Consider the following 26,856-nt stretch of genomic DNA (forward strand, 5'->3'; position numbering starts at 1 on the left):
CCCATGCTGCCACCCGTCGCCGTTCCCTTCACCACGCGCCCCGAGATCCTCGGCACGTTCGGCACCGTCGCCTCCACCCACTGGATCGCGTCCGCGGTCGGCATGAGCATCCTGGAACGGGGCGGCAATGCGTTCGATGCCGCGGTGGCGACGGGCTTCGCGCTGCAGATCGTCGAGCCGCACCTCAACGGACCGGGCGGCGACCTGCCGGCGATCGTCTACTCGGCGGCCACCGGGCGCACCGAGGTAATCTGCGGCCAGGGCACGGCGCCCGCCGGCGCGACGCTGGAGCACTACCGCGCGGAAGGGCTGCGGATCATTCCCGGCAACGGTCTGCTTGCCACCGTCATCCCCGGCGCCTTCGACGCCTGGATGCTGATGCTGCGCGACTACGGCACCATGAGCGTGCGCGAGGTCCTCGAGCCCGCGATCCATTACGCCGAGCACGGCCATCCCGTCCTCCCGCGGGTGTCCGAGACGATCCGTGGGCTCGCCACCTTCTTCGAGACGGAGTGGCCGACCTCGCATGCGACGTGGCTGCCGGCCGGCGTCGTGCCGGAAGCCCACACCCTGTTCAGGAACCCGGTGCTCGCCGAAACCTGGCGGCGGATCGTCGCGGAGGCCGAGGCGGCGGGCAGCCGCGAGGCCGGCGTCGAGGCGGCCCGCAACGCCTTCTATCGCGGCTTCGTGGCCGACGCGATCACGCGCTACCTCGACACGGCCGAGGTCATGGACGGCAGCGGCGCCCGCCATCGCGGCGTCCTGTCCGCCGACGACCTCGCGGGCTACCAAGCCCATGTGGAAGCGCCGCAGACCTACGAATACGAGGGCTGGACGGTCGCCAAGACCGGGCCCTGGGGGCAGGGTCCGGTGCTCCTCCAGTCGCTGGCGCTCCTCAAGGGCTTCGACCTCAAGAACCTCGATACCGAAGGCCCGGACTTCGTCCATGTCGTCACCGAGGCGATGAAGCTCGCCTATGCCGACCGCGACATCTACTACGGTGACCCGAATTTCGGCGACGTGCCGATCGATCGGCTGCTGTCGGACGCCTACAACGACGAGCGCCGCGGGCTGATCCGGATGGATCGCGCCTCGCTCGACCTCGATGCCGGGCGCCTTCCAGGCTTCGAGGACCTGCACGACCGCACGATGGCCATGCTGAACGCCGACGGCATGACGGCCGGCACCGTCTACGAGCCGACCATGTCGCACCTGTCGGAGAAGCGCGGCGACACGGTGCATATCGACGTGATCGACCGCTGGGGCAACATGGTCTCGGCAACGCCCTCCGGCGGCTGGCTCCAGTCCTCGCCGATCATCCCGGACCTCGGCTTCTGCCTCAACTCGCGCGCCCAGATGTTCTGGATGACGCCGGGCCTTCCGACCTCGCTCGCGCCCGGCAAGCGCCCGCGCACGACGCTGACGCCCTCGCTCGCCATCCACGGCGACGGCCGCCGGCTGGCCTTCGGGACGCCCGGCGGTGACCAGCAGGACCAGTGGCAGCTTTCCTTCTTCCTGCGCTACATCCATCACGGCGGCGACCTGCAGGCGACGATCGATCGCCCGCTCTTCCACACGACGCATTTTCCCGGCTCGTTCCATCCGCGAACCCGCTCGCCGGGCAACCTGACGATCGAGCGCTCCTTCGGCGATGCGACGCTGGCCGAACTCGAGCGTCGCGGCCACCGCCTCGCCGTGACCGATCCCTGGAGCATCGGCCGCCTGACGGCCGCGCAGCGCGACCCGTCCGGCCTCCTGCGCGCGGCGGCGACGCCGCGCCTCATGCAGGCCTACGCCGTCGGCCGATAAGGAGACCCGCGCCATGACCCTTGCCCCGATCCTGTCCGTGCGCGACCTCACGGTGTCCTTTCCCGTTGCGGGAACCTGGAAACCCGTGGTGCGTGGCGCCTCCTTCGACGTCGCCCCGCGCGAGACGGTGGCGATCGTCGGCGAGTCGGGATCGGGCAAGTCGGTCACCTCGCTCGCCATCATGCGGCTCCTCGCCAAGGGCGCGAGCCGGATCGAGGGCTCGGTGACGATGGGAGGCCGCGACCTCCTCGCCATCCCCGAGCGCGCGATGCGAGACGTGCGCGGCAACGAGATCGCGATGATCTTCCAGGAGCCGATGACGAGCCTCAATCCGGTCTACACGATCGGGCGGCAGATCTCCGAAGTGCTGATGCGCCATCGCGGCATGGGCGCGGCGGCCGCGCGCGCCGAAACGATCCGCACGCTCGAGAAGGTGCGCATTCCCAACGCCGCCTCCCGCTTCGGCAGCTACCCGCATGAGTTCTCCGGCGGCATGCGACAGCGCGTGATGATCGCGATGGCGCTCGCCTCGTCGCCCAAGCTCCTGATCGCCGACGAGCCGACGACCGCGCTCGACGTCACGATCCAGGGCGAGATTCTCGACCTCATCAAGACGCTGCAGGACGAGGACGGCATGAGCGTCCTCTTCATCACGCACGACATGGGGGTCGTGGCCGAGATCTCGGACCGGACGCTGGTGATGTTCCGCGGTTCGGTGGTGGAGAGCGGACCGACGGCCGAGATCTTCTCGAATGCCGCCAAGCCCTACACGCGCTCGCTTCTGGCCAGCGTGCCGCGCCTCGGCTCGATGAACGGCGAGGCGATGCCGCGCCGGTTCCCGACGGTCGGCATTGAGGATGGGGCGCTCGTCGAAGGCGCGCCGCTCGCGGTGTCGCTCGGGTCGGAGGCGACGCCGATCCTCAGCGTTCGCAACCTGTGCACCCGCTTTCCCGTGCGCTCGGGCGCGTTCGGGCGCCGCACCGGCTCGGTCCACGCGGTCGAGAACGTGTCCTTCGACCTGCGCGCCGGCGAGACCCTGTCGATCGTCGGCGAGTCCGGCTGCGGCAAGTCCACCACGGGGCGTTCGGTGATCCGCCTTCTGGAGCCGAGCGACGGGACCATCCAGCTCGACGGCTGGGACGTGCGCAATCTCGGCCCCGCCGAGCTGCGGCGCATGCGCCAGAGCGCCCAGATGATTTTCCAGGACCCGTTCGCCTCGCTCAACCCGCGCATGAGCGTCGGCGAGACGGTGGCCGAGCCCTTCCTTGCCCACGGTCTCGGCACGAGACGCGAGGCGGAGGCCATGGTCGCGGACCTTCTCGGCCGCGTCGGCCTCGGCGAGGAGGCGGCGGACCGCTTTCCGCACGAGTTCTCCGGGGGACAGCGCCAGCGCATCGCCATCGCGCGTGCCCTGTCTCTGAAGCCGAAGGTGATCGTCGCCGACGAGGCGGTGTCTGCGCTCGACGTGTCGATCAAGGTCCAGGTCTGTAACCTCCTCCTCGACCTGCAGGAGGAGATGGGCCTCGCCTATCTCTTCATCAGCCACGACATGGCGGTGGTGGAGCGCATGAGCCATCGCGTGGCGGTGATGTATCTCGGCGAGATCGTCGAGATCGGGCCGCGCCAGGCCATCTTCGAGAACCCGCAGCACCCTTACACGAAGAAGCTGATGGCCGCGGTCCCGGTGCCCGATCCGTCGCGACGCCACCTGAAGCGCACGGTCGGCTCGGACGACCTGCGCAGCGCGGTGCGCCCCTTGAGCTACGTTCCGCCCGAGCGGACCTACACGCAGGTCGGCCCCGGCCATCTCGTGCAGGCCGCCTGATCCCTCCCCGAACCCCTCCGGCGATCGTCCCCGCGCATGTCCCTTCTCTGGATTCTCCTCCTGTTCCTGTCGGGCTTTGTCTCGGGTGCGATCAACGCCGTCGCCGGCGGCGGCACGTTCATCACGTTCGGCGCGCTCAGCCTCGCCGGCGTGCCGCCGATCGTCGCCAACGCCACGTCCTCGGTGACGCAGTTTCCGGGCTACGTCACCTCGACACTCGCCTATCGCGCCGACATTGCGCGCTTCTGGCGCGGCGCACTGCTGCTGGCGCTCTTGTCGGCGCTCGGCGCCCTGGCCGGCGCGGCGATCCTTCTCGTCCTCGACAACGACGAGTTCCGCCTCACCGTGCCGTGGCTGCTGCTCGGGGCGACGGCGCTCTTCGCCGCCGGCCCGTGGCTGAAGCCCAAGCCGCGCGAAGCCGGAGCGTCGGCGCGCGTCGGCACCCTACCCGGCAGCATAGTCCAGTTCCTGACCGCCCTATACGGCGGCTTCTTCGGCGCGGGGATGGGCGTGATGATGCTGGCGACGCTCGGCCTCACCCAACCTGCCGACTACCACCGCCTCAACGCCCTGAAGAACCTCCTGTCGATCGTCATCGCGCTCGTCGCCATCGCGGTGTTCGTGAGCGGCGGGCTGATCAGCTGGCCCCACGCGGCGGCCATGGTGCCGGGCGTGGCGCTCGGCGGCTACGCCGGCGTCTGGGCAGCGAAGCGGCTGCCGCAATCGATCCTGCGCGGGATCGTGATCCTGATCGGCCTGTCGCTCTCCGTCTACTACTTCGCGGCAGCGGACTGAGCGCACCGGGCTCCGCTTCGACCTTCGCAGCCTATAGCAGCCGGTAGTGCGCGGCCCGCGCGATCATCTGCGCCCGGTTACGCGCACCGAGCTTCCGGGCGGCGGCGTTCAGATGCATCGTGACGGTCGGCACCGAGCGCGACAGGCGACCGGAAATGTCCTTCGCCGACAGGCCCTCGGCAGAAAAGCGCAGGCATTCGCGCTCGCGCGGTGTCAGGTGCACCGCGCGCGAGCGGCGCTCCGCCTCGCCGAACAGCGGCTCCACCGCGGCATGGACCGCGTGGGCGAGGAGCGTGAAGTCACCAAGCAACTCGGCGCCCTCGCGGTGGAAATCGTCCTCGGCCCCATAGCGGATGCCGGTCACCGTCGCGCAGTCGCCCGACCGCCCATGGATCGGCACCGTCATGCCGCAGGTGATCGCCATGTCGTGGACATAGGTGACGACCGGTTCGTGCCGCTCGTCGAGCGCCCGGTTGAGCACCGTCTGCCCGTTCCGGCGGTAGCTCCAGACGAACGGGCGCGGGCTGTTCAGCGCCAGATGCTGCACCGGATCGATCTGGTAGAAACCGCTCGACGACCAGAGGTCGACCATGTCGTCCGGCACCTCGCGCATCCCGAAGAACGACGGCGTGATGAGTTCGCCCTCGTGCGTGTAGGCGACCGGCGCGTAGTCGTAGATCAGGGCGCCGAGCCCGAGCGCCGCCATCGCCGCATGGGCGATGTCGAGGCGGGCGCCGATCGTCGGCGCCTCCTCCAGCGCCGCCTCGAGTTCCAAAGCATTCCAGGCCGTCACGGGCGCATCCCGCTGCTGAACATTGAGGCATGTTCACATCTTGTGCGGCGCCGGGCAAGCGGGCACGCTGCCATCCTGTTAGTTTTGATAGCTTTCGCAGGGCGCGAACCCCGGCCTAGTCTCGGCGCGAAGCAACCAACAGAGTGACGGGCGGCCATGTGGCGCGAGATCGAACCGGACCAAGTCCAGCGTGTCGAGGTCGAGGGCGGCAGCGTCGTCACCTATTCGTTCGGCGAGGGCGACGAGACGATCCTCCTCCTCAACGGAGGGCCCGGCCTGCCCTGCGACTACCTGCGCGACTCCCATTCCTGCCTCGTCGACCACGGCTATCGCGTGGTCGCCTTCGACCAGCTCGGCACCGGGCGCTCGGACCGGCCGACCGATCCCGCGTTGTGGACGATCACGCGCTATGTCGGCGAGGTGGAGGCCGTGCGCCAAGCCCTCGATCTCGGCCCCGTCCACCTCGTCGGCCAGTCCTGGGGTGGCTGGCTTTCGGTCGAATACGCGCTGACCCATCCGCGGGCGCTGCGCACGCTGGTGCTCGAGAACACGGCGGCCGACATTCCCCATCTCGTCGCCGAACTCGGCCGCCTGCGCGAGGCGCTCGGCTCCGAGACGGTCGCCATGATGCAGCGCCATGAGGCGGAGGGGACGCTCGACCATCCCGAATACCAGGCGGCGATCACGGTCCTGAACTACCGGCATGTCTGCCGCCTCGCCGAATGGCCGGCCCCGGTGCGCCGCTCGCTGGGCGACTGGAACATGGGTCCCTACGAGACGATCCAGGGGCCGAACGAGTTCACCTATACCGGCAACCTGAAGGACTGGAACCGCATTCCCGACATGCATCGGATCACGGTGCCCACGCTGATCACGGTCGGCCAGCACGACGAACTGACGCCGGCCTGCGCCATGCGCATGAAGCTCGCCCTGCCCGACGCCGAGCTCCGCGTCTTCCCCAATTCCAGCCACATGCCCTTCTTCGAGGAGCCGGCCGCGTTCTTCCCCGTGCTGGTCGACTTCCTCGCCCGTCGCGGCGGGCGAAGCCGAGCCGCCGACCTTGCGGGAGCCGCCTGAGCCCGCCCGATGCATCGCTATCGCTTCGTCCTGTCGCGCCCCTTCCAGTTGATCCCGGTCCTGATCGGCATCAGCCTCGTCACCTTCGTGCTCGTCCGCTCGATCCCCGGCGACCCGGCGCGGCTGATCCTTGGCACGCGCGCGACGCCGCAGGCGCTGGAGCGCGTGCGCGCGCAGTTCGGCCTGGATGAGCCGCTCTGGCTTCAGTACCTCTATTTCCTGCGCAATCTCGGGCACGGCGAGATGGGCCGCTCGATCCTCTACAAGGTCGACGTCCTCGGCCTGATCCTCCAGCGCATCGAGCCGACGCTGGTGCTGGTGGCGGGATCGGTCGTGCTGTCGCTCCTCATCTGCGTGCCGCTCGCCACGATCGCCGCGCGGCGGCAGGGCTCGGCCACCGACAGCAGCGTGCGGCTCGCCTCGACGCTCGGCCTCGGCCTGCCGAACTTCTGGCTGGCGATCATGCTGATCATCCTCTTCTCGGTGACGCTCGGCTGGTTTCCGGTCTCGGGCTACGGCGACACGATCGCAGAGAAGCTGCACCACATGGCCTTGCCCTGGCTCACCGTCGCGCTCTCGCTGTCGGCCGTCCTCACGCGGCAGCTGCGCGCCTCGCTGATCGCCGAGATGCGGTCCGACGTCGCGCTCGCGGCCCGCGCGCGTGGCCTGCCCGAGGCCGTGATCTTCCGGCGCCACGTCCTGCCCAACTCGATCCTTCCGACGCTCAACCTCCTGGCGGTCAACATCGGCTGGCTGATCGGGGGCACCGTCGTGGTGGAGCAGGTCTTTGCCATCCCCGGCATGGGTCAGCTCCTGGTCCGGGCAATCTTCTCGCGCGACTACATGGTGGTGCAGGGCGTTGCGATGGTCTTCGCGCTGGCCACCGTCCTCGTGAACTTCCTCGCCGACGTCCTGACCGTCACGGCCGACCCCCGGGTGCGCCTGTGAGCGTCGTCCCCGTCCCGGCCCCCTTGCTCGTTCCCGCCCGGCCGCGCCGCGGCGCAGGGACGCCGCTGCCGCTCGTCGCGGGCCTCGCGCTGCTCGCGGGCTTTCTTCTTCTCGCGCTCCTCGCCCCGCTCGTCGCGCCCTACGACCCGATCTTCCAGGATGCCGCCGCGCGTCTTGCCCCGCCTTCGCTCGCCCATCCCTTCGGCACCGACAACTATGGGCGCGACATCCTCTCGCGCATCATCTGGGGCACGCGGATCGACCTGCAGCTCGCCGTCTTCGGCGTGGTCTTCCCGTTCCTGATCGGCACGGTGGTCGGCACCGTGTCCGGCTATTTCGGCGGGCTCGTCGACGGCATCTTCATGCGCGTCGTCGACGTCGTCCTCGCCTTTCCGTTCCTCGTCCTGATGCTGTCCGTGATCACCATTCTCGGACCCGGCCTCCAGAGCTTCTTCATCGCGATGGCGCTGGTCGGCTGGGTGTCCTACGCGCGGCTCGTGCGGGCGCAGATCCTCGTCCTGAAGGGCAGCGACTTCGCGCTCGCCGCCCGCTCGCTCGGCTTCGGCCATGCGCGCATCATGTTCCGCCACCTCCTGCCCAATGCGCTGACCGCGTCGGTGGTCTTCGCCATGTCGGACTGCGTGCTCGTCCTCCTGTCGGGCGCGGCGATCAGCTATCTCGGCCTCGGGGTGCAGCCGCCCGCCGCCGAATGGGGAATCATGGTGGCCGAGGGGCAGGCCTTTCTCGCGCGCGCCTGGTGGATCTCCGCCTTCCCGGGCCTTGCGATCGTGCTCCTCGCCTTCAGCTTCAGCCTCGTCGCCGACGGGCTCGGCGACGTCCTCGGGCGGCGCGCATGAGCGGGGCGGGTTCGCATGCGCTGGAGGTCGAAGGCCTCACCGTCACCGCGTCCGGCCCGTTCGGCGAGCGCCGGATCGTCGACGACCTCTCCTTCCAGCTGGAGCGCGGCGAGATCCTCGGGCTCGTCGGCGAGAGCGGCTCGGGCAAGACGGTCGCCTGCCGCGCCCTGATGCGGCTCCTGCCGCCGGCGCTCGCCGTGTCGGCCGACGCGATCCGCCTGAAGGGCCGCGAGGTCGCCGGGCTGTCCGATGCGCAATTCGCGCCGCTGCGAGGTCGCGAGATCGGCATGGTCTTCCAGAACCCCGCGAGCCACCTCGATCCGGTGATGCGCATCGGCGAGCAGATCGCCGAGACCGTGCGCCTGACACGCGGCCTCGGGCGGCGCGAGGCCCGCGCGGAAAGCGTCGAGCTTCTCCGGCAGGTGGGCATCCCCGATCCCGAGCGGCGCGCAGAGGCCTACCCGCACGAGTTTTCCGGCGGCATGCGCCAGCGCGCGATGATCGCCGTCGCCCTCGCCTCCGATCCCGACATCCTCATCGCCGACGAGCCGACCACGGCGCTCGACGTGACGGTCCAAGCGCAGATCCTGCGCCTCCTCCTCGACCTTCGCGACCGGCGCGGCCTGTCGATCGTCTTCATCACCCACGACCTCGGCGTCGTGTCGCAGCTCTGCGACCGGATCGCGGTGCTCTATGCCGGCCGCCTCTGCGAGATCGGGCCGAAGCGCGACGTGCTGATGCAGCCGCGCCATCCCTACACGGCCGGCCTCGTCGCATGCCAGCCGGCCCGGAGCACCGGGGCGAGGCGCCTTCGCACCATCGAAGGTCAGCCGCCGGGCGCCGGCGAGATGCCGTCCGGATGCCGGTTCCATCCCCGCTGCCCCCGCTCGGGCGAGGTCTGTCGTACCCGCCAGCCGCCGCTCGTCGCCATGGATACGGAGCGACGCGCGGCGTGCCACCATCCGCTCGGGCACGGCATACTGGAGGGCGCGGCATGAGCCAGCCCGACATCATCCTCGAAGCCGACGATGTCGTCGTCCGCTTTCCCGGCCCCGGTGCGGGGCCCCTCGGCCTCCGGCGGCGCAGCGTCCAGGCGGTGAACGGCGTCTCGCTTCAGGTCCGGCGCGGCGAGACGATCGGGATCGTGGGCGAATCGGGATCGGGCAAGTCGACGCTCGGCCGCGCGCTTCTCGGGCTTGAGCCGATCTCGGGCGGCCACGTCCTGCTCGACGGGCTGGCGGTCTCGGACGGCCGGCGGGCCGACCTGAAGGCGCTGCGCCGGCGCACCGCCATGGTGTTCCAGGACCCCGCGAACTCGCTCAACCCACGCCTCACGGTCGGCGAGACGCTGGCCGAAGTCCTGCGCGTCCACGGCAAGGCGCCGCGTGGCGGAACGGATCCCCGCGTCGCCGAGCTTTTAGCGATGGTCGGCCTCGATCCGGCGCTGGCCAGCCGGCGTCCGGCCGCGCTCTCCGGCGGCCAGTGCCAGCGCGTCGGCATCGCACGGGCGCTGGCGGTCGAGCCCAGCCTCGTCATCGCCGACGAATGCGTCGCCGCGCTCGACGTCTCGATCCAGGGGCAGGTGATCAACCTCTTCCTCGACCTGAAAGAACGGATCGGCCTGACGCTGATCTTCATTGCGCACGATCTCGCCGTCGTGCGCCGCCTCTGCGACCGGGTTGCCGTGATGTATCTCGGCCGGATCGTCGAGGAGGGGCCAACCGAGAGTGTGTTCCGCGCGCCGCGCCATCCGTATACGGCGGCGCTCATCGCCTCGATCCCCGAGATCGACCCCAATATCGCGCTGCCGCTGGCGCCAATGGGCGGCGAGCCGCCGAGCCCGCTCGATCCCCCGCCCGGCTGCCCGTTCCATCCGCGCTGCACCTATGCCGAGGATCGCTGCCGCACCGGCCCGGCGCCCGCCCTGCGCCGCGCCGACGACCACGGCTGGGCCTGCATCCTCGAGCCCGGCACCCTCCCGGCGCCGGTCCGCGAACCGCCGACCTCCCCTCCCCCAACGACCCGCGAGGCTTTTCCATGTCCCGACCCCGCATGACCCGCCTTCTGGCCGCAACGGCGCTCGCCGCCCTGTCGCTCACCGCCTCGATCGCGGAGGCCGCCGGCGTCCTCACGATCGGACGGCGCGAGGACTCCACGACCTTCGATCCTATCGCCTCGGCCCAGAACGTCGACAACTGGGTCTATTCCAACGTCTTCGACGTGCTCGTGCGGGTCGACAAGACCGGCACCAAGCTGGAGCCGGGCCTTGCGGAAAGCTGGACCGTCTCGGACGACAAGCTGACCTACACGTTCAAGCTGCGGGATGCGAAGTTCTCGGACGGCTCGCCCGTCACCGCCGAGGATGCGGCCTTCTCGCTCCTGCGCATCCGCGACGATCCGGCCTCGCTCTGGTCGTCGAGCTACTCGATCGTCGACACGGCGACGGCCAGCGACCCGCGCACGCTCACCGTCAAGCTGAAGGAGCCCTCGGTTCCCTTCCTCGCCTCGCTGGCTCTGCCCAACGTCTCGGTCCTGCCGAAGGCCGTTGTGGAGGCCAAGGGCGAGGAGTTCGCATCCGCGCCGATCGGGTCCGGCGCCTTCTCGGTAAAGGAATGGGTCCGCGGCGACCGCGTGATCCTCGAGAGGAACCCGAACTACTGGGAGGCCGACAAGGTCAGCCTCGACGGCGTCGAGTGGATCTCGGTGCCCGACGACAACACGCGCATGCTGAACGTGCAGGCGGGACAGCTCGACGCGGCGATCTTCGTGCCCTTCTCGCGCGTCGAGCAGCTGAAGCAGGACCCGCAGCTCAAGGTCTCGCTCGATACCTCGACCCGCGAGGACGCGCTGCTCATCAACCACGAGAAGGGCAAGCTCGGCGAGATCGCGGTGCGCCAGGCGCTGGACATGGCGATCGACAAGCAGGCGATCGTCGACGCCGTCACCTTCGGCATCGGCGAGGTCGCCAATTCCTACATCCCGAAGGGTGCGCTCTACTACTACGCCGACAACCTGCGCCGCCCCTACGACCCGGAACGCGCCAAGGCGATGCTGGCGGAGGCGGGCGCTTCCGACCTTGCCCTCGACTACAACGTCAAGGCCGGCGACGAGGTGGACGAGCAGATCGCCGTCCTGATGCAGCAGCAGCTCTCGAAGGCGGGCGTCACCGTCAACATCAACAAGGTCGACGCCGCCTCGCAGTGGGACATGTTCATCAACGGCGATTTCGACGTGGCCGTCGGCTACTGGACCAACGACGTCCTCGATCCCGACCAGAAGACCACCTTCGTGCTCGGCCACGACACGAACATGAACTACATGACGCGCTACAATAACGACACGGTGAAAGATCTGGTCGCCAAGGCGCGCACCGAAGCCGACTCCGCCAAGCGCGAGGCGATGTATGTCGAGCTGCAGAAGATCGCCAAGGAGGAGGTCAACTGGATCGACCTCTACTACAGCCCCTACATCAACGTGACGCGCGCCAATATCGACGGCTTCTACCAGAACCCGCTCGGCCGCTTCTGGCTGGAGGACGTGCGCAAGAACTAGCGCCCGCAAGATCCCTCGCAAGCGGTCGGCCGAGCCCCCTGGCTTCGCCGGCCGCTCCGGCATGTCCGGCCGGCGGCGCACCGATCCGGCCTCGGCCCGCCGGTGCGAACGCGCGGAGTGCCGGGCGTCCGTCTATTTCCAAACGACCCGAGTGCCACACATCCTGCGAAGTGCGGCCCGCAAGGGCTCGCGCAGGCCTACGCCCTCCCCCCACGCGCGCTGCGCTGCCGAGACGTCGCATCCGGCAGGTCGCGGCCGATCGCCGTCGCCCACCGAACGGACCACGCATGCTCTTGTGGATCGCGATCGCCGTCTGGCTCTACCTCACTCTGCGGGTGATCCGGCGCCTGCCGATCGGCCCGTGGCGCATCGCCCTCTCACTCGCGCTTCTCGCCCTGCTGCGCCACCACTGGCTGACTGATCTCGTCTGGGGCAGCATGTTCTCGCTCGAACTGCCGCGCCCGGTGGTGATCGCGGTGAACTGGCTGTTTGCCGGGGCCGTTCTCTTTGCGATCCTCCACGCGCTCGCCGACGTCCTCGCCCTCGCACTGTCGGCCTTCAGGCGCCGCATGGCGCGCGTTCCGGCCGGCGTCGGTGTGGCGCTCGCCGTCGCGGGCTTCGGCGTTTCCGGCTATGCCGTCTCCTCCGCCATCCGGGTGCCGGAGGTGAAGGAGATCGAGGTCGAGATCGCCGATCTTCCCCCCGCGTTCGACGGCTACCGCTTCGTCCACCTCACCGATCTCCATGTCAGCCGCCTCTTCGACGCACGCTGGGTCGAGGATCTCGTGCGGCGCGTCGACGACCTGACGCCCGACATGATCGTGGTGTCGGGAGACGTGATCGACGGGACGCCGGAACGGCGCGTCGCCGACGTCGCCCTGCTGGCCGATCTCCGCGCGCCGGACGGCATCTTCTTCATCGCGGGCAACCACGAATATTACTTCGGGTTCGAGCGCTGGATGGAGCGTCTGGGCGCGCCGGGCTGGCGGTCCGTGGTGAACCGGCACGAGGTGGTGGCGCGGGACGGCGCGCAGCTGGTGATCGCGGGGGTCGCCGACACGGTGGCGGACCGTTTCGGCCTGCCGGGTCCCGACCTCGGCACCGCGCTCGGCGGGGCGCCGGATGCGCCCGTCATCCTTCTCCAGCACCGCCCGGAAGGGGCCGCGGCCAATGCCGCGGCCGGGGTCGACCTCCAGCTGTCCGGCCATACGCACGGCGGCATGATGATCGGCTTCGACCGGCTGGTCGCCAACGCCAACGAGGGGTTCGTCTCCGGCGTCTACCCGGTTGGCGACATGACGCTCTACGTCAGCAACGGAACAGCCCTCTGGCCCGGCTTCGCCTATCGCCTGTTCGTGCCGCCCGAACTCACCCGCGTGACGCTGCGCGCCCGCTGAGCGCCCCGACCCGATACCGCTGGCAACCCGGCCTCCCGGCGTCAGCCAACGACTTCGATCCGTACCGCGCCTTGCGCACCCGCCCGCACGGCCGACTTTCAAGAAGACCCTGGCGACCTTCCGCCGGCGGTGCGCAGACCAGATCGAAGGCGAGAACCCGATGACCGACGACGATGCGAACCGCCTGACCCCCGCCGCCTCCGCCGAGGACCTCAACGAGGGCGAGCAGCGGGCCGTCGACCATCAGAGCCGCCCGAGCGCGGCGCTGATCCACGAGACGATCCGGGTCGAGGGCGAGCGGGAGCTCGAGCGCAGCGGCTTCGCGCTGATGATGTCGGGCCTTGCGGCCGGCCTGTCGATCGGCTTCTCGGTCGTGGTGCCGGCGATCCTGATCGTGGCGCTGCCGGAAGCGCCGTGGAAGCATCTCCTGACCTCGCTCGGCTACACCGTCGGCTTCCTGATCGTGGTGCTCGGACGCCAGCAGCTCTTCACCGAGAACACGCTGACGCCCGTCCTGCCCATGCTGCGTGCGCCGAGCTGGCGGCGGGCCGGCCTCGTGCTGCGGCTCTGGCTGATCGTCCTACTCTCGAACGTCGCGGCCACCTGGATATTCTCGGCGGTCCTCGCGCACACGCCCGTCTTCGAGCCGGAGATCAAACAGGCGCTGGCCGCCTTCTCGCAGTCCACGATGGCGTCGCCCTTCTGGACGATGCTGCTGAAGGCGGTGTTCGCCGGCTGGCTGATCGCGCTGATGGTGTGGCTGATGCCGGCCTCGGGCGATTCCAAGCCCTTCGTCATCATCATCGTGACCTATGTCGTGGCCGTCGGTCACTTCGCCCATATCATCGCGGGGTCGGTCGAGGCGTCGTATCTCGTCCAGATCGGCGAGGCGACGCTGCGCGACTACGTCCTCACCTTCTTCGTGCCGACGCTCCTCGGCAACATGCTGGGCGGCATCGCGCTCGTCGCCTGCTTCAACTTCGGGCAGGTGGCGCCGGAACTGCAGGGGTCCGACCGGCGGCTCCCGCGGGACTGAGCGGCGGCCTCAGGCGACCGCTCGCGCGGGCGACAAGCGGTGTCGACCGGTGAGGCGGGCGAAGATTGCGCCGCCGATCAGCCCGGTCGACGAGAGCGCCAGGAGGCCCTCGGTCGTGCGGGCGGCCGCGACCAGCGTCGGCATCGGCGTGAAGACACCCATCACTTCGAAGGCCGTCCACAGCGACACGGCGCCCGCCACCGCATGGATCAGCCCCCTTGCGATCGGGAAGGCATGCGACACCAGCGAGGCGGCAGCGAGGCCCGGCAGAAACGCGGCGGCCGTGATTGCGGCCATCACCGGCCCGAAGAAGGCGATGTCCTGAAGCGTGGTGAGCGCGCGGATCGAGGGCGTCACGGGGGCGCCGAGCGCCGTGAGCGCGGACAGGTTGAACTGCGTCTGGACGATGCTGGCCGCGATCGCCGTCGCCAGCACCGCGAGCAGGAAGGCGAATGCGAGACGCCCGGCGGTTGCGATCATCGTTCACCATTCCTTGTGCCGCGGCGTCGCCAGTCGTTTCGCGCCTATCTTCCCGTCGAGATAGGAGCGAGATCGCCGATATGAACCCGAACATCGACATGCCCTCGGCCTCCCGACGCCGTCGTCTGGCTGCGGGTCTCCTTGCCATCGGGTTCCTCGCAGGCCTTCCCGAGGGTGCCGTTGCCGAGCCCGCGCGCGTCGATCCCGCGCGCTACCGCATCGTCGCCGAGGTCGAGGGGCTGGAGCGTCCCTGGTCGCTCGCCTTCCTGCCCGACGGGCGGCGCCTCGTTACCGAGGCGGTGGGGCGGCTTCGCATCGTCGGCGCGGACGGGACGCTCGATCCCGAGCCGGTACGCGGCCTTCCCCCGATCTACACGGCCGGCCAGGGCGGGCTGATGGACGTGGCGGTGGACCCGGACTTCGGCGAGACGGGCCGGATCTTCCTGAGCTTCCTTCATGGCGACGCGAGCGCCAACAACGTGCGGCTCGTCAGCGCCCGCCTTGGCGACGGCGTGCTGGACAACCTGCGCGTCCTCTTCACCGCGACACCGAAATCGGGCGACTCCAACCACGGAAGCCGCATCGCCTTCCTGCCGGACGGCACGCTGGCACTTTCGCTCGGCGACGGGTTCGACCGGCGCGAGGAGGCGCAGAACCCCGCCAACACGCTCGGCAAGATCGTGCGGCTCAACCGCGACGGATCGATCCCGCCGGACAATCCGTTCGTGGGCCAGGGCAGCGCCGCACCCGAGATCCTCACCCTCGGCCATCGCAACGTCCAGGGCATCGCGCTCGACCCAGCCGACGGCGCGCTGCTGATTGCCGAACACGGGCCGCGCGGCGGCGACGAGCTCAACCGCCTCGTGCCGGGCGGCAACTACGGCTGGCCGCTCGCCTCGCGTGGCCTCGACTACACGTTCGCGCGCGTCACGCCCTTCGCCGCGCTGCCGGGCTTCGAGGCGCCGCTCCTCGAATGGACGCCCTCGATCGCGCCGTCGGGGCTTGCGGTCTACGAGGGCACCTTGTTTCCCGAATGGCGCGGCGCGCTGCTGGTGCCCGCGCTGGTGGAAAAGGCGGTGCGCCTCGTCCGGCGCGACGGCCAACGCATCACCGGGCAGGCGTTGCTGCTCGCCGAACTCGAGACCCGCATCCGCGACGTCCGGTCCGCGCCCGACGGGTCCATCCAGGTGCTGACCGACGGAACGCCCGGACGCCTCCTCCGCCTCGTGCCGCCATCCCCCTGATGCCGCGGGCCGCGGCCAGGCGTTTCAGGCCGGCTCCCTCGCCGCTCCGATCCGGCGATAGCGAAACGGCGGCGCCTCGCCTTGCGCTTCGTCTCGCGCGATGGCGTTGATCCGATCGTTCAGGGGCGACAAAGAGCAGGCGGGGTCGGTGGCGGCGGCGTCGCCCGCCAGCATCATCGCCTGGCAGCGGCAACCGCCGAAATCGATCTCCCGCCGATCGCAGCTTCGGCAGGGTTCCTTCATCCAGGCCGTCCCGCGATAGGCCTCGAAGGCGGGCGAGCGCGCCCAGATGTCGGCGAGCGGAACCCGTGCCGCGTTGTCGAAGACGAGATGCGGGATCGACGCCGCGCCATGGCAGGGCATCGCGGTGCCGTCGGGGGTGATCATGAACGCGTCGCGCGCCCATCCGCCCATGCAGGCCTTGGGATAGCGCGCATAGTAGTCCGGCGCGACGAAATCGATCGCAAGGACGCCGCGCAGGCGCTCGCGCGCCGCTTCCACTACAGCGATCTGGCGCTCCAGCGCGGCGCGCGAGGGCATCAGCGTCGCGCGGTTGAGGAGCGCCCAGCCGTAATACTGGACATTGGCGATCTCCAGACGTTCCGCGCCGAGCTCCAGGGCAAGCTCGATGAAGAGCTCCACCTCGTCGATGTTGTGCCGGTGGATCGGCGCATTCACCGTGAGCGGCAGGCCGGCGTCGCGCACGGCGCGCGCGGCGGCGAGCTTGCGCTCGTGCGCGCCCTTCAGCCGGCCGATCAGCTCGGTGGTCTCGGGCCGCGCGCCCTGGAACGAGATCTGGACGTGGTCGAGGCCGGCCGCCCGGAGCGTCTCGACGAGCGGCGCATCGACGCCGACGCCCGCCGTGATCAGGTTGGTATAGACCCCTCGTGCGGCGAGCGTCTCGATCAGCGTCGGCAGGTCGCGCCTGAGGGTCGGCTCGCCGCCCGACAGATGCACCTGCAGGATGCCGAGATCGGCGGCCTGCCGGAAGATCGAGACCCAGTCGTCGGTGCCCAGTTCGCGGTCGGCCTTGAGCAGTTCGAGCGGATTGGAGCAATAGGCGCACTGCAGGGTACAGCGGTGGGTGAGTTCGGCGAGGATGCCGATCGGAAGTCCGGGTCCGGCGAGGCTCACAGGCGCACCACCATGCGGTCGCTCCAGTCCTGGAGGAAGGCGAGGACGTCGGCGCGCACCTCGGTCTCGTCCGCTCCGTATTCGCGTGCGAGGTCGCGGGCGATCTCGGCAACCCTCGCGCGTCCGTCGCAGCGTCGCAGGATCGCGAGGCTGATCTCGTCGGGCCAGAGCACCTTTTCCGGCGAAAGAAGCGCCCAGGCGCCCCGGTGCGGGTCGAAATGCATGCGAACGTGGCGCGGCAGGACGGGCTGGGAGGCCTCGACCGCCATCGGTCTCCGGCGGGCCGTCACGAGGCCGCCTCCGGCACGAACGCGCCGGGGGGCACGTGGCCCGGCTCGACATAGCTGAAATGCAGCGCGTCCAGCATGGTCCACAAGATCTCGCACTTGGCGATCAGCGCATCGACCACCAGCTGCTGCGTTTCGATCGAGCGGGCGTGCTCGCGCACATGGGCGAGGGCGACGTCGACGTCGCGCGGGGCCTGCGTCAGGCGCGGCGTGAAATAGCCGAGCGTGTCCTCGTCGATATAGGGGTAGCGCTGGAGGATCGCGGCGACGCGCTCGCCGATCACCTGCGGCGAGAACATCTCGGTCAGCGACGAGGCGATGGCCTCGAGAAGCGTGCGCTTCTCGACGAAGGTCAGATAGGCGCCGACGCTGAAGCGCGTGGCCGGCAGGGCGAGACGCTGCGAGGCGACGATGGCGGCGTCGAGCCCGAGGCCGGTGGCCAGCCGCATCCAGCGTTCGATGCCGCCGGGCGAGGCACCGTCGCCGTCGTGGTCGAGGATGCGCTCGCGCCAGACGAGCCGCAGCGACCGGTCCTCGATCCGCGACAGGATGATGGCGTCCTTTCTCGGGATCGCCGCCTGGTAGCAGTAGCGGTTCAGGGCCCAGGCCTGCATCTGGCCGCGCGTCAGGCGGCCCTCCACCATCAGGCGGTGGAACGGGTGGCGGATGTGGTAGCGCTCGCTCCCCACCTGCCGCAGCACGTCTTCGAGTTCGCTGGCCGAGAGCGTGCGGTCGAGCCGGAAGTCCGGGGTCACAGGGCGATCTCCATGCCGTCGAACGCGACCTCCCAGCCGCCGGCCTCCACCAGGCGGCGTTCGGGCGAGGCTTCGTCGAGGATCGGATTGGTGTTGTTGATGTGAACGAAGATGCGTCGCGCCACCCCGACGCCTGTCCAGGCGTCGAGCGAGCCGTCCTCGCCGGTGATCGGCTGGTGCCCCATGCGCCGGCCGGTCTTGCTGCCGACGCCGGCCTCGGCCATCTCGTCGTCCCGGAACACGGTTCCGTCGAACAGGAGCACGTCGCCGCCCTCGACCCGGGCCCGCAGCACCGGATCGACGCGGGCGCAGCCCGGCACGTAGAAGACCGACCGTCCGTCGGCGTCGGTCAAGCGCACGCCGACGGTGTCCTCGGGATCGGCCTCGAAATCCTGCGCGCGCCGGCCGGTCTCCAGAAACAGCGCGACCTTGCCGGGCACGGCGAAGAGTTCGGCGGTGAGCCCGGCCTCGCCCTGCGGCCCCTCGATCGCGAAGGGCCGGTCGAGCAACACGGGCACGCGTCGGACGAGGGCGGGATCGAGCACGCGAAAGATCGGGTTGGCCTCGAGAACACCGAGGACCCGCGGCGTCGCGTAGAGATGGAAGGCCTGTCGCTCGCGCAGCGACAGGAGCCCGGCAAGATGATCGACGTCGGCATTGGTGAGCACCACCGCGCGGATCGGCGTCGAACGGGACGGCGCGTCGGCGGCCGGCTGGAGCTCGGGCGTCTCGTTGATCTGCTGGCGGATATCCGGCGAGGCGTTGAAGAGGACCCAGCCGCGATCGTCCCCGCCGCTCGCCGCCAGGCTCGACTGCAGCCGCGGGCGGATGCCGGGCGCGCGCGCGCGCGCCGCGCGGCTCAGCCGATAGTTGCAGTTCCACTGCGGGAAGCCGCCGCCCGCCGCCGATCCGAGGATCTTCAATCGCACCTGTCGCATGCCCCGCTGCACAAGGAAACGGCCCGCCGCAGGAGCGGCGGGCCGTCGGAACGAGCCTGCGGGCTCCTTACTTCTTGGCGTCCTTGCGCACGGCGATCTCGGCTTCCGCATAGCGGGTGATCTCGAAACCGGCCGCCACCTGGCACATCTCGGGCTTCTTCCAGGACTTGGTCATGGGTCTTGCTCCATCATGCAGCCGGAACATCCGGCCTCCGCCCATGAGCTAGGGTCGGTTCGCAGCTGCGAAAACCGGGAGGCCATCAAACCATCTTGATGAAAAAGTTGAGCCATCCGGAGGAACAAGCCGGCGAAGCGCCCTGCCGCTCGACCTGTCGCGCTTATCGCGATTCCTTCGCGTGCACGGCGGCGCCGATCAGACCGGCGTCGTCGCCGAGCTTCGAGCTGGCGATGTCGGGCACCTCGTGGCCGGGAAGCAGACGGCGGCGCATCGCCTCGCGGATGTCCGCGAGCATCAGGTCCAGCGCCTGCGACACGCCGCCGCCGAGCACCACGCGCTCGGGCGAAAAGGCATGCTGCACGTTGACGAGGCCGGCGGCGAGCCAGGCCGCCTCCTCACGCAGGAGCGTGAGCGCGACGGGGCAGCCCTCGCGCGCGGCGCGCGTCACGTCTTCGCCCGTGGCCGGCGCTTCGCCGGCGAGCGCCGCCAACCGTGAACGGGGTTGCCGGTCCACCGCCATACGGGCGGCCCGCGCCAGCGCCGTGCCGGACGCGACGGCCTCCCAGCAGCCCTCGTGCCCGCAGGAGCAGGGCGCCGAGCGGTCGGTGATGCGGGTGTGGCCGACCTCGCCGGCCAGACCCCGGAATCCGCGCACCAGCCGGTCGCCGACGACGAAGGCGCCCCCGATGCCGGTGCTGATCGTGAGATAGGCGAAATCGGCGATGCCGCGCCCGGCTCCGAAGCGCCACTCGCCGAGCGCGGCGACCTTGGCATCGTTCTCGAGGACGGTGGGAAGACCGGTGCGCGCCTCGATCTCAGTGGCAAGCGGGATCGCGGTCCAGCCGGCCAAGGCGGGAATGTCGAGGACGAGCCCCTGCCCCGGATCGAAGGCGCCGGGAACGCCAATCCCGACGACCGCCGTGTCCGGGCGCCGGACCTTGGCGATCAGCGCCTCCATCTGCCCGATCACCGCCCGGACGCCCCCGGCCCGATCGACGGGCGCGGCGCGGCGGTCGAGAATGCGGCCGGCCGCATCGATCGCCGCGACGCGAAGCTGCGTGCCGCCGAGGTCGATCCCTATGAAGCTATCCTCCCGGACCATCGCCTCCGCCCGCCCGTCAGGCCGTGACCTTGGTGGTGCGCTGGGGCGTGCCGATGCCCGCCGGGATCGTGCGACGCGCGACGGCGATGTTGAGGTGCTGGAGCGCAAGGATCATGCTGGCGGCTGCCGCCAGCCCCTCGCCGCGCCGGAGCGGCACATGCACCGTGCCCGGCGGCGGCGCGTCGCCGGACGCATCGAAGACGACCGTGGCGCATCCGGCCGCGACAGCGGCCTCCGCCAGCGGCGCGACGCCGGCGCGGTCGGGCCCGAGGCTGCGAAACAGCACCACGCCGAGCCCGGGGCGCAGCACCTCGAACGGCCCGTGGCGGAACTGGCCGCCCTCCAAGCCGATCGTCGGAACGCGGGCAAGCTCCATCATCGACAGCGCCGCGCTTTCCGCGACGCCCGCCATCGCGTGGCGTCCGGCAAAGATCGTGGCGTCGACCCCGGCGAGCGCGGCATCGGCGGCGTCGACCGCGGCCGGATCGGCGGCTTCGGCAAGGCTCGCCCGCAGCGCGTCCTGCGGCGCGCCCAGCGCCTCCAGCACCGCGCCGTGCATGGCGAGCGTCAGGACGATCGAGCGCGAGGCGGCAAACGCCCGCTCGGTGCCGCCGGCCGCCACGATCGAGGCGCGTGCGCTGCGCGCGAGCGTGCTGTCGCCCTCGAGCGTCAGGCCGAAGCGCTCCTCGCGTCCGGGCCCGCGCTTCAGGAGGTCGCGAATCTCGCCGGACTCGCCCGACTGCGAGACGACGAGCGCGGCGCGCGCCGCGTCGGGCAGAGGCGAGAGGAGCGCCTCCGAGGCGTTGAGCGCGCGCGCGTCCCAGCCGAGGTCGCGGTAGAGCGGCTCGGCGATCCGGTTGACGTGATGCGAGCCGCCCATCGCATAGAGCACGATGCGGCCGGTGCGGCGCACCGCGTCGGCGATGCGGACGGCGACCGGCGCGCCGGCCTCGATCGTCGCGAGGGCGTCGAGCCCCTGCCGGCGCATTTCGTCATACATGAGGTCGAGACCGGGGTGTTCGCTCATGGGCGTTCCTAATCGGGTCGGAGGGAAGAACGACGGGGCCGCCGCGCGGCGTGTTGCGCGCAGGCGCTAGGCGGCGCATGGAAGAGGACGGGTGCGAGCCCGATCCGCCGGGGCGACGTTTGAGCGACACGACAGACCACAAGACCGGACGGCCGACCCTGGCCGACGTGGCCGCGCTGGCCGAGGTCTCGCGCGCGGTGGTCTCGCGCGCGCTGTCGCCCTCGCCCCGCCCCGTCTCGGCCGACAAGCGCGAGCGCGTGCTCCGGGCCGCCGAGGCGCTCGGCTACCGGCCGAACCCGCTGGCGCGCAGCCTCACCACGAAGCGGACCAACCTCGTCGCCGTGGTGGTGAACCACATCCACGACCTGTCCGACCTCGACCTCTTCGACCGGCTGCTCGGCGAGATCCAGGCGATCGGCAAGCAGGTCCTGCTCCTGAAGGTCGGCTCGGTCGATCGCGTCGAGGCGTTCCTGCGCGAGGGCGTCGCGCATCATGTCGATGCGGCGCTGGTCTGGTCGGACTTTGCGGATGCCGCGACCGTGCGGCGCATGTTCCGCTCCGACCTCGTGGTGATGATGAACGGGTGCCACGATGCCCTGTCGCCCGCCGTGGTGCCGGACGAGGCGGTGGGCATCCGCGAGGCGGTCGCGGACGCCGCCGCAAAGGGCGTGCATAGCGCCGCGCTGGTCACCGGCCGCGCCTCTTCGGCGATCGAGGGCGAGCGCGTGGCCTCCTATCGCGCGGCCTTCGAGGCGGAGGGCATTGCGCTCGCGGCGGTTCTCCAGGGCGACTATTCCTATGCGAGCGGGCGCGCGGCGGCGGCCGCCTTTCAGCACGAGGCGACGCCGGACGCGGTGTTCTGCACGTCGGACGCGATGGCGATGGGCGTCCTCGACGCCTGCCGCCGGTTCTTTCCGGACGACCGACCGAGCCGCTTCCGCCTCTACGGCTTCGACAATCTCAGCATCACCGACCACGACGCCTATCCGATCAGCTCGATCGGCTTCGATAAGGCCGGTTTCGTCGAGCATATCGTGCGCTTCGTGGTGCATCCGGAGACCTTCGTGCCGGGCTCGCCGCCGGTGGGCGTTCCTACGCGCTTCTTCCCGCGCGCGACCGGCTGACGTCCGGCCCGCGCGCGGCAAGCGGTGTTGGCCTACCAGAGCGGGTTCAGCTTCGGCGGGTTGGCGTTCTCGCCCCACCACTTCTTGTAGTTCGCCTCGTAGGCGCCCGACTGGACGTAGTCGGAGACGAACATGTCGAGCCAGCGCACGAACTCCGGATCGCCCTTGGCGACGGCGATGCCGATCGGGTCGTTGGAGTAGAGGTCGGGCAGGGTCACGAGCTGGTCGTTCTGCGTGGCGAGATAGTCGACGAGCGAGGAGTCCTCGACCGCGGCCTGGACGCGGCCCTGCTGCAGCTGGAGTACGCCGTCGGGCGCGAAGTTGTCGACATAGGCGATGGTGGCGCCCGGCGCCTCGCGCTTGATGAAGGCCTCGCCCGTCGTGCCGCGGCCGACCACGACGCTCTTGCCGGCGAGGTCGGCGAGCGAGGAGATGCCGGCGTCCTTGCGCACGATCACCCGCAGGCCCGCACGGTTGTAGGGGATCGAGAAGTCCACCGTCTTGGCGCGCTCCAGCGTCGCCGAGGTGTTGGCGACCACGATGTCGAGCTGGCCCGAGACGAGCATCGAGATGCGCGCGTCACCCGAGACGTCGGTCAGTTCCACCGGGACGCCGAGCTTCTCGGCAAGGCGGTTGGCGACGTCGACGTCGTAGCCGACCGGGTTGTTCTGCGGGTCGCGGAAGCCGATCGGCTCGCCGCCGAGCGACACGCCGATGCGGACCTTGCCCGCCGAGCGGATGTCGTCGATCTTGCCGGCCGCGGCGGGCGCGACCGCGCCGGCGACGAGCGCGAGGGCTGCGATGGCAGTCAGGATGCGCTTCATGGACTTCTCCCCTTCTCGTTAAAACACCGTTGCCGGCCGGAGTTCGGGCTCGGCCATTCCGTCGGTCCAGAACCAGTAGCGGATCTCGCCCTCGCACCGGAAATTCACCACCTCGTGCCCGCCATGCGCATCCACCGCGTGGATCACGACACCGGCGAGGAAGCCCTCGCGAAGCTCGGCAAGGTCCTCGACCGCAAGCCGCACGGCATCGTGGAGCGAGTGCCCGAGCCGCATGGCGAGCACGATCGAGCGCGCGGTGCCGCAGCGCATGGTCATCTCGCCGGTATGGGTGCAGGCGGCGGCGCCATAGCGGCTGTCGGCATAGAAGCCGGCGCCCGGAATGGGGGAATCGCCGAGCCGGCCGGGATATTTCCAGGCCCAGCCGGAGGTCGAGGTGGCGGCGTGGATGCCGGCCGCCGGATCGGCGCTGAGGAACACGGTCGTATCGCGCACGCGCTCCGGGTCGGTGATGGTCCGGCTCAAGGGCGCCAGCGGCACATCGGGGAAGCGGGCGAGTTCGTCCGGCGAGAGTTCGCGCTCGAGGCGCTCCCACCAGACGCGGCGGCTGTCCTCCAGAAGCGTCGTGTCGAGCGGCATGCCGATCTCGGTCGCGAAGCGCCGCGCGCCCTCGCCCGTCAGCATGACATGCGGCAGGCGGCGCATGACCTCGAGCGCGAGCCTTGCCACGGGCACCGTGTCCGGCACGGCGCCGACCGATCCGACCTCGCGCGTCGTCCCGTCCATCACGGCCGCGTCGAACTCCATGATCCCCAGCATGTTCGGCCAGCCGCCGTAGCCGACGCTGCGAACCTTCTCCTCGCGCTCCACGAGGCCGATCCCCTCCACCATGGCGTCGAGACTGCCCTGCCCCGCGCGCAGGCGATCGACGGTGGTGGAGAAGCCCGGCCAGGCCTCGGCATTGGCGAGGAGCAGCATGTCCGCGTCAGTCCTTGTGCATCTTGGAAAGGAATTGCGCGATGCGCGGGTTGGCGAGCCCGCCGGCCGGGCTGAAGAATTCGACCGTCGGCAGGTCGACGAGGAGACGCCCGGCGTCGAGAAAGACGATGCGGTCGGAGATGCGCCGCGCGAACTCGATCTCGTGGGTCACGAAGAGCATGGTGGTGCCGCCGCGGGCGAGCTCCCCGAGGATCGCCAGCACCTCGGCGGTCATCTCGGGGTCGAGCGCGCTCGTCACCTCGTCGAGGAGGAGATAGCGCGGCTCCATGGCGAGCGCGCGGGCGAGCCCGACGCGCTGGCGCTGGCCGCCCGACAGCTGGGCGGGATAGGCATCGGCGCGCGGGCTGAGGCCGACCGAGGCGAGGATCGCGCGCGCCTGTGCCTCCGCCTCGCGGCGCGGGCGCTTCAAGACCTCGACCGGCGCCAGCATGACGTTCTCGACCGCGGTCATGTGCGGGTAGAGGTTGAAGAGCTGGAATACGGTGCCGGAGCGCTTGCGCGCCTCCGCGAGCTCACGGGGTTTGGAGACGTCGAACTCGTCCACCGTGATGCGCCCGCCGTCGAGCCGCTCCAGCCCGTTGATGCAGCGGATGAGGGTCGACTTGCCCGAGCCGGAACTGCCGAGCACCGAGACCACCTCACCCGGCCGGATCCGCAGGTCGACCCCGTCGAGCACGGTGGTCGCGCCGAAGACCTTGCGAACCTTGTCCACCGTCAGCATGTCACAGCCCCCGCCAGGCGTTGTGGGCGCGCAGGCGCCTTTCGAGGCGCACGCCGAGATGGGCGACCAGCTTCGCCGCGACGTAGTAGAGGAGCCCGACCACGGTCCAGACCACGAAGGGCTTCAGCGTGCGCAGGTTGAGGATGTTGCCGACCTTGGTGAGATCGGTGATGCCGATCACCGAGATCAGCGAGGTGACCTGCAGCTGGTTGACGAGAAGCGCCACCAGCGGCCCGATCGCGAAGGCGACCGCCTGCGGGGCGACGACGCGTCGAAGCACCTGCCAGCGCGTCAGGCCGAAGACGCGTGCCGCCTCGATCTGGTCGCGCCCCACCGCCTCGACGCCCGCCACCGCGATCACGAAGACGAAGGCCGCGGTGTTGGCCGACAGGGTGATGATCGCCGCCTCGACCGGCGTGACGTTGATCTTGAGGAAGGCGGGCAGGCCGAAGAAGACGAGGAAGAGCTGGACGAGGACCGGCGAGTTCTTGAGGATCTCGGCGAGGAACGTCAGCCCCTGCGAGAGGATCGGCACGCGGTAGAAGCGCACCACGGCCCAGGCGACGCCGAGGACCAGCCCGATCGCCGAGGTCGCGAGGAACACCGCAAGGCTGGTGCCGAGCCCCTGTGCCAGGAGCACCGCGTCGTAGGGCGTGAAGCTCGTGTAGCGCATCAGGCGACGTCCTGCGCGAGGCCGCGGTTCATGCGCCGATGCAGGAGTTCGACCGCCACCGAGACGGCCCAGGTCATCGCGGCATAGGCGACGAGCAGCACCGCATAGACCTCGAAGGGCCGGAACGTGTCGGAGGCGACGATCCGCCCGGTTCCCGTCAGCTCGTTCAGGGTGATGGCCGAGAGGATCGAGGAGGTCAGGATGAGGTTGACGAGTACCGAGCCGAGCGGGCGGATCGCGGTGCGCAAGGCTATCGGCAGGACGATGCGGGTGAAGATCACCCGGCGTGACAGCCCGGAGACCTCGGCCGCCTCCAGGATGCCGGGCTCGATCGCGAGGATGCCGGAGCGGATCGCATCGGAGGCGAAGGCGCCGCCGGAGATCGACAGGGCGAGGACGCCGGTGGTGAAGGCATCGATGAAGATGCCGATCTCCGGCAGGCCATAGTAGAGGAAGAAGAGCTGGACCAGGAACGGCACGTTCCGGAACAGGTCAACATAGACGTAGGCCGCGCCGCGCAGCCAGCGCGAGGACGAGGTGCGTGCGATCGCGACGAGCATGCCGAGGATCGTGCTGCCGAGGATCGCGAGCGCGCAGACCTCGGCGGACAGGATCGCCCCCTGGCCGAGCGCCCCGAGATACGGCGTCAGAACCGACAGATCCAAAGACACGTCCCGCCCGACTGAGTGAAACCGATTTCAATGTGAAAGCGGGTCCGGGATCTTGTCAAGCGGCTGCGCGGCCGGCCGGCGCACGCCGCCCCACAGATGCGTCCTCTGCGAGGCGGTCGCGCGGGTCGTCGAAGCCTTGCGCCGTTACGGGATCAACCGGTCGGCGCGCAGGCGTTCGAAGAGGTCGAAGAAGGCGTCGTCGGTCGGCTGGTAGTCGAGGAAGCCGAGGCGGCGCGACTTGCCCATGTCGGTCACCACCTCGATCGGCCGCCCGAGGTCGGCGTCCGTGTGCCAGGGCGAGGCGAGGCGATCGAGATCCGCCTCGGCCAGCCCCTCCCGCTCGGCGATCCGCCGCCAGACCGGCGCGTCGTCACGCATCTGCTCCTCCAGCGGCAGGACCGTCCCGTCGAACGGGGCGGGCTCCAGCCCGAACCACTCGGCGATGCGCGCCCACATCCACTTCCAGCGGAAGACGTCGCCGTTGACGATGTTGAACGCCTCGTTGAAGGCGTCCGGCGTCGTCGTCGCCCACAGGAGCTGGCGGGCGAGCTGGCGCGCGTCGGTCATGTCGGTGAGGCCGTTCCACTGCGCCGCCGAGCCGGGGAAGCGGAACGGGCGGCCGGTCTCGCGGCAGAGCGTCGCGTAGACGGCG

27 protein-coding genes are annotated in these 26,856 nt (G+C 70.1%); 13 read left to right on the forward strand and 14 right to left on the reverse strand.

Annotated features, from left to right (window positions below; translation table 11 throughout):
* The first annotated feature begins 3 nt into the window (after positions 1–3).
* Genes BM175_RS16555 through BM175_RS16565 form a run of 3 tightly spaced genes read left to right on the forward strand, consistent with a single transcriptional unit; the run spans position 4 to position 4,429 of the window.
* The gene (locus tag BM175_RS16555) at positions 4–1,809 is read left to right on the forward strand and encodes a gamma-glutamyltransferase family protein (protein WP_090964953.1); all 1,806 of its coding nucleotides are present in this window, start codon (positions 4–6) and stop codon (positions 1,807–1,809) included.
* 13 nt (positions 1,810–1,822) lie between these two features.
* Complete coding sequence (locus BM175_RS16560; RefSeq protein ID WP_090964955.1) at positions 1,823–3,634, forward strand: ABC transporter ATP-binding protein; 1,812 nt, start codon at positions 1,823–1,825, stop codon at positions 3,632–3,634.
* 36 nt (positions 3,635–3,670) lie between these two features.
* Positions 3,671–4,429: a sulfite exporter TauE/SafE family protein gene (locus tag BM175_RS16565; RefSeq protein WP_090964956.1), complete on the forward strand. Its 759-nt coding sequence runs from the start codon at positions 3,671–3,673 to the stop codon at positions 4,427–4,429.
* A 31-nt stretch (positions 4,430–4,460) separates the two neighbouring features.
* Here the strand turns inward: BM175_RS16565 and BM175_RS16570 are convergent, their stop codons facing one another.
* The gene (locus BM175_RS16570; RefSeq protein ID WP_244546046.1) at positions 4,461–5,222 is read right to left on the reverse strand and encodes a LuxR family transcriptional regulator; all 762 of its coding nucleotides are present in this window, start codon (positions 5,220–5,222) and stop codon (positions 4,461–4,463) included.
* 156 nt (positions 5,223–5,378) lie between these two features.
* Between BM175_RS16570 and BM175_RS16575 the strand changes: the two genes are divergently transcribed.
* The 8 genes from BM175_RS16575 to BM175_RS16610 all read left to right on the forward strand — a co-directional run bounded on the left by BM175_RS16575 (position 5,379) and on the right by BM175_RS16610 (position 14,089).
* The gene (locus BM175_RS16575; protein WP_090964958.1) at positions 5,379–6,299 is read left to right on the forward strand and encodes a proline iminopeptidase-family hydrolase; all 921 of its coding nucleotides are present in this window, start codon (positions 5,379–5,381) and stop codon (positions 6,297–6,299) included.
* A 9-nt stretch (positions 6,300–6,308) separates the two neighbouring features.
* Positions 6,309–7,247, forward strand: coding sequence for an ABC transporter permease (locus BM175_RS16580; RefSeq protein ID WP_090964961.1), 939 nt, complete (start codon positions 6,309–6,311; stop codon positions 7,245–7,247).
* A 23-nt stretch (positions 7,248–7,270) separates the two neighbouring features.
* A complete protein-coding gene (locus BM175_RS16585; RefSeq protein ID WP_090964963.1) occupies positions 7,271–8,104 on the forward strand; it encodes an ABC transporter permease in 834 nt (277 codons plus the stop codon).
* On the forward strand, positions 8,101–9,102 hold the full coding sequence (locus BM175_RS16590) for an ABC transporter ATP-binding protein (RefSeq protein ID WP_090964966.1): 1,002 nt from the start codon (positions 8,101–8,103) through the stop codon (positions 9,100–9,102). Before BM175_RS16585 ends, BM175_RS16590 begins: the two co-directional genes overlap by 4 nt.
* Complete coding sequence (locus tag BM175_RS16595; protein ID WP_090964968.1) at positions 9,099–10,160, forward strand: ABC transporter ATP-binding protein; 1,062 nt, start codon at positions 9,099–9,101, stop codon at positions 10,158–10,160. Before BM175_RS16590 ends, BM175_RS16595 begins: the two co-directional genes overlap by 4 nt.
* Positions 10,142–11,656, forward strand: a complete 1,515-nt coding sequence (locus BM175_RS16600) for an ABC transporter substrate-binding protein (RefSeq protein WP_425285285.1) — start codon at positions 10,142–10,144, stop codon at positions 11,654–11,656. Before BM175_RS16595 ends, BM175_RS16600 begins: the two co-directional genes overlap by 19 nt.
* A gap of 287 nt (positions 11,657–11,943) precedes the next feature.
* Positions 11,944–13,053, forward strand: coding sequence for a metallophosphoesterase (locus BM175_RS16605; RefSeq protein WP_090964972.1), 1,110 nt, complete (start codon positions 11,944–11,946; stop codon positions 13,051–13,053).
* 160 nt (positions 13,054–13,213) lie between these two features.
* Positions 13,214–14,089, forward strand: a complete 876-nt coding sequence (locus tag BM175_RS16610) for a formate/nitrite transporter family protein (RefSeq protein ID WP_090964974.1) — start codon at positions 13,214–13,216, stop codon at positions 14,087–14,089.
* 9 nt (positions 14,090–14,098) lie between these two features.
* Here the strand turns inward: BM175_RS16610 and BM175_RS16615 are convergent, their stop codons facing one another.
* Positions 14,099–14,569, reverse strand: a complete 471-nt coding sequence (locus BM175_RS16615; RefSeq protein WP_090964976.1) for a hypothetical protein — start codon at positions 14,567–14,569, stop codon at positions 14,099–14,101.
* 80 nt (positions 14,570–14,649) lie between these two features.
* Here BM175_RS16615 and BM175_RS16620 point away from each other — a divergent pair, with 80 nt between their 5' ends.
* On the forward strand, positions 14,650–15,813 hold the full coding sequence (locus tag BM175_RS16620) for a PQQ-dependent sugar dehydrogenase (RefSeq protein ID WP_210185804.1): 1,164 nt from the start codon (positions 14,650–14,652) through the stop codon (positions 15,811–15,813).
* Between the two features lie 24 nt (positions 15,814–15,837).
* On the opposite strand, the gene pqqE is transcribed toward BM175_RS16620, so the two are convergent.
* The 6 genes from pqqE to BM175_RS16650 all read right to left on the reverse strand — a co-directional run bounded on the left by pqqE (position 15,838) and on the right by BM175_RS16650 (position 21,234).
* On the reverse strand, positions 15,838–16,947 hold the full coding sequence (gene pqqE, locus BM175_RS16625; protein ID WP_090964978.1) for a pyrroloquinoline quinone biosynthesis protein PqqE: 1,110 nt from the start codon (positions 16,945–16,947) through the stop codon (positions 15,838–15,840).
* Positions 16,944–17,216, reverse strand: a complete 273-nt coding sequence (pqqD, locus tag BM175_RS16630; protein WP_090964980.1) for a pyrroloquinoline quinone biosynthesis peptide chaperone PqqD — start codon at positions 17,214–17,216, stop codon at positions 16,944–16,946. The genes pqqE and pqqD overlap by 4 nt, the downstream gene beginning before the upstream one ends.
* A gap of 17 nt (positions 17,217–17,233) precedes the next feature.
* The gene (pqqC, locus tag BM175_RS16635) at positions 17,234–17,989 is read right to left on the reverse strand and encodes a pyrroloquinoline-quinone synthase PqqC (RefSeq protein WP_090964982.1); all 756 of its coding nucleotides are present in this window, start codon (positions 17,987–17,989) and stop codon (positions 17,234–17,236) included.
* A complete protein-coding gene (gene pqqB, locus BM175_RS16640) occupies positions 17,986–18,918 on the reverse strand; it encodes a pyrroloquinoline quinone biosynthesis protein PqqB (protein ID WP_090965022.1) in 933 nt (310 codons plus the stop codon). Before pqqB ends, pqqC begins: the two co-directional genes overlap by 4 nt.
* Positions 18,919–19,265: 347 nt before the next feature.
* Positions 19,266–20,207 carry an ROK family protein gene (locus BM175_RS16645; RefSeq protein WP_090964984.1) on the reverse strand — a complete coding sequence of 314 codons (942 nt, stop codon included), beginning with the start codon at positions 20,205–20,207 and terminating at the stop codon, positions 19,266–19,268.
* 16 nt (positions 20,208–20,223) lie between these two features.
* A complete protein-coding gene (locus BM175_RS16650) occupies positions 20,224–21,234 on the reverse strand; it encodes an SIS domain-containing protein (RefSeq protein ID WP_090964986.1) in 1,011 nt (336 codons plus the stop codon).
* Between the two features lie 119 nt (positions 21,235–21,353).
* Between BM175_RS16650 and BM175_RS16655 the strand changes: the two genes are divergently transcribed.
* Positions 21,354–22,358 (forward strand): LacI family DNA-binding transcriptional regulator, encoded by a 1,005-nt coding sequence (locus BM175_RS16655; RefSeq protein ID WP_244546047.1) that lies wholly within the window; start codon positions 21,354–21,356, stop codon positions 22,356–22,358.
* Between the two features lie 32 nt (positions 22,359–22,390).
* On the opposite strand, the gene BM175_RS16660 is transcribed toward BM175_RS16655, so the two are convergent.
* The 6 genes from BM175_RS16660 to BM175_RS16685 form a co-directional block, all read right to left on the reverse strand.
* A complete protein-coding gene (locus BM175_RS16660; protein ID WP_090964989.1) occupies positions 22,391–23,182 on the reverse strand; it encodes a transporter substrate-binding domain-containing protein in 792 nt (263 codons plus the stop codon).
* A gap of 18 nt (positions 23,183–23,200) precedes the next feature.
* Positions 23,201–24,118 (reverse strand): isoaspartyl peptidase/L-asparaginase, encoded by a 918-nt coding sequence (locus BM175_RS16665; RefSeq protein ID WP_090964991.1) that lies wholly within the window; start codon positions 24,116–24,118, stop codon positions 23,201–23,203.
* Positions 24,119–24,125: 7 nt separating this feature from the next.
* Positions 24,126–24,860 carry an amino acid ABC transporter ATP-binding protein gene (locus BM175_RS16670; protein ID WP_090964993.1) on the reverse strand — a complete coding sequence of 245 codons (735 nt, stop codon included), beginning with the start codon at positions 24,858–24,860 and terminating at the stop codon, positions 24,126–24,128.
* Position 24,861: 1 nt separating this feature from the next.
* Positions 24,862–25,533: an amino acid ABC transporter permease gene (locus BM175_RS16675; protein WP_090964995.1), complete on the reverse strand. Its 672-nt coding sequence runs from the start codon at positions 25,531–25,533 to the stop codon at positions 24,862–24,864.
* Entirely contained in the window at positions 25,533–26,204 is a 672-nt protein-coding gene (locus BM175_RS16680) for an amino acid ABC transporter permease (protein WP_090964997.1), read from the reverse strand. Before BM175_RS16680 ends, BM175_RS16675 begins: the two co-directional genes overlap by 1 nt.
* A 144-nt stretch (positions 26,205–26,348) precedes the next feature.
* On the reverse strand, positions 26,349–26,856 hold a 508-nt coding region (locus BM175_RS16685; RefSeq protein WP_483073371.1), incomplete at its 5' end, for a Rossmann-fold NAD(P)-binding domain-containing protein.

The organism is Aureimonas phyllosphaerae, assembly GCF_900113065.1.
In the GTDB taxonomy this organism is placed as follows: domain Bacteria; phylum Pseudomonadota; class Alphaproteobacteria; order Rhizobiales; family Rhizobiaceae; genus Aureimonas; species Aureimonas phyllosphaerae.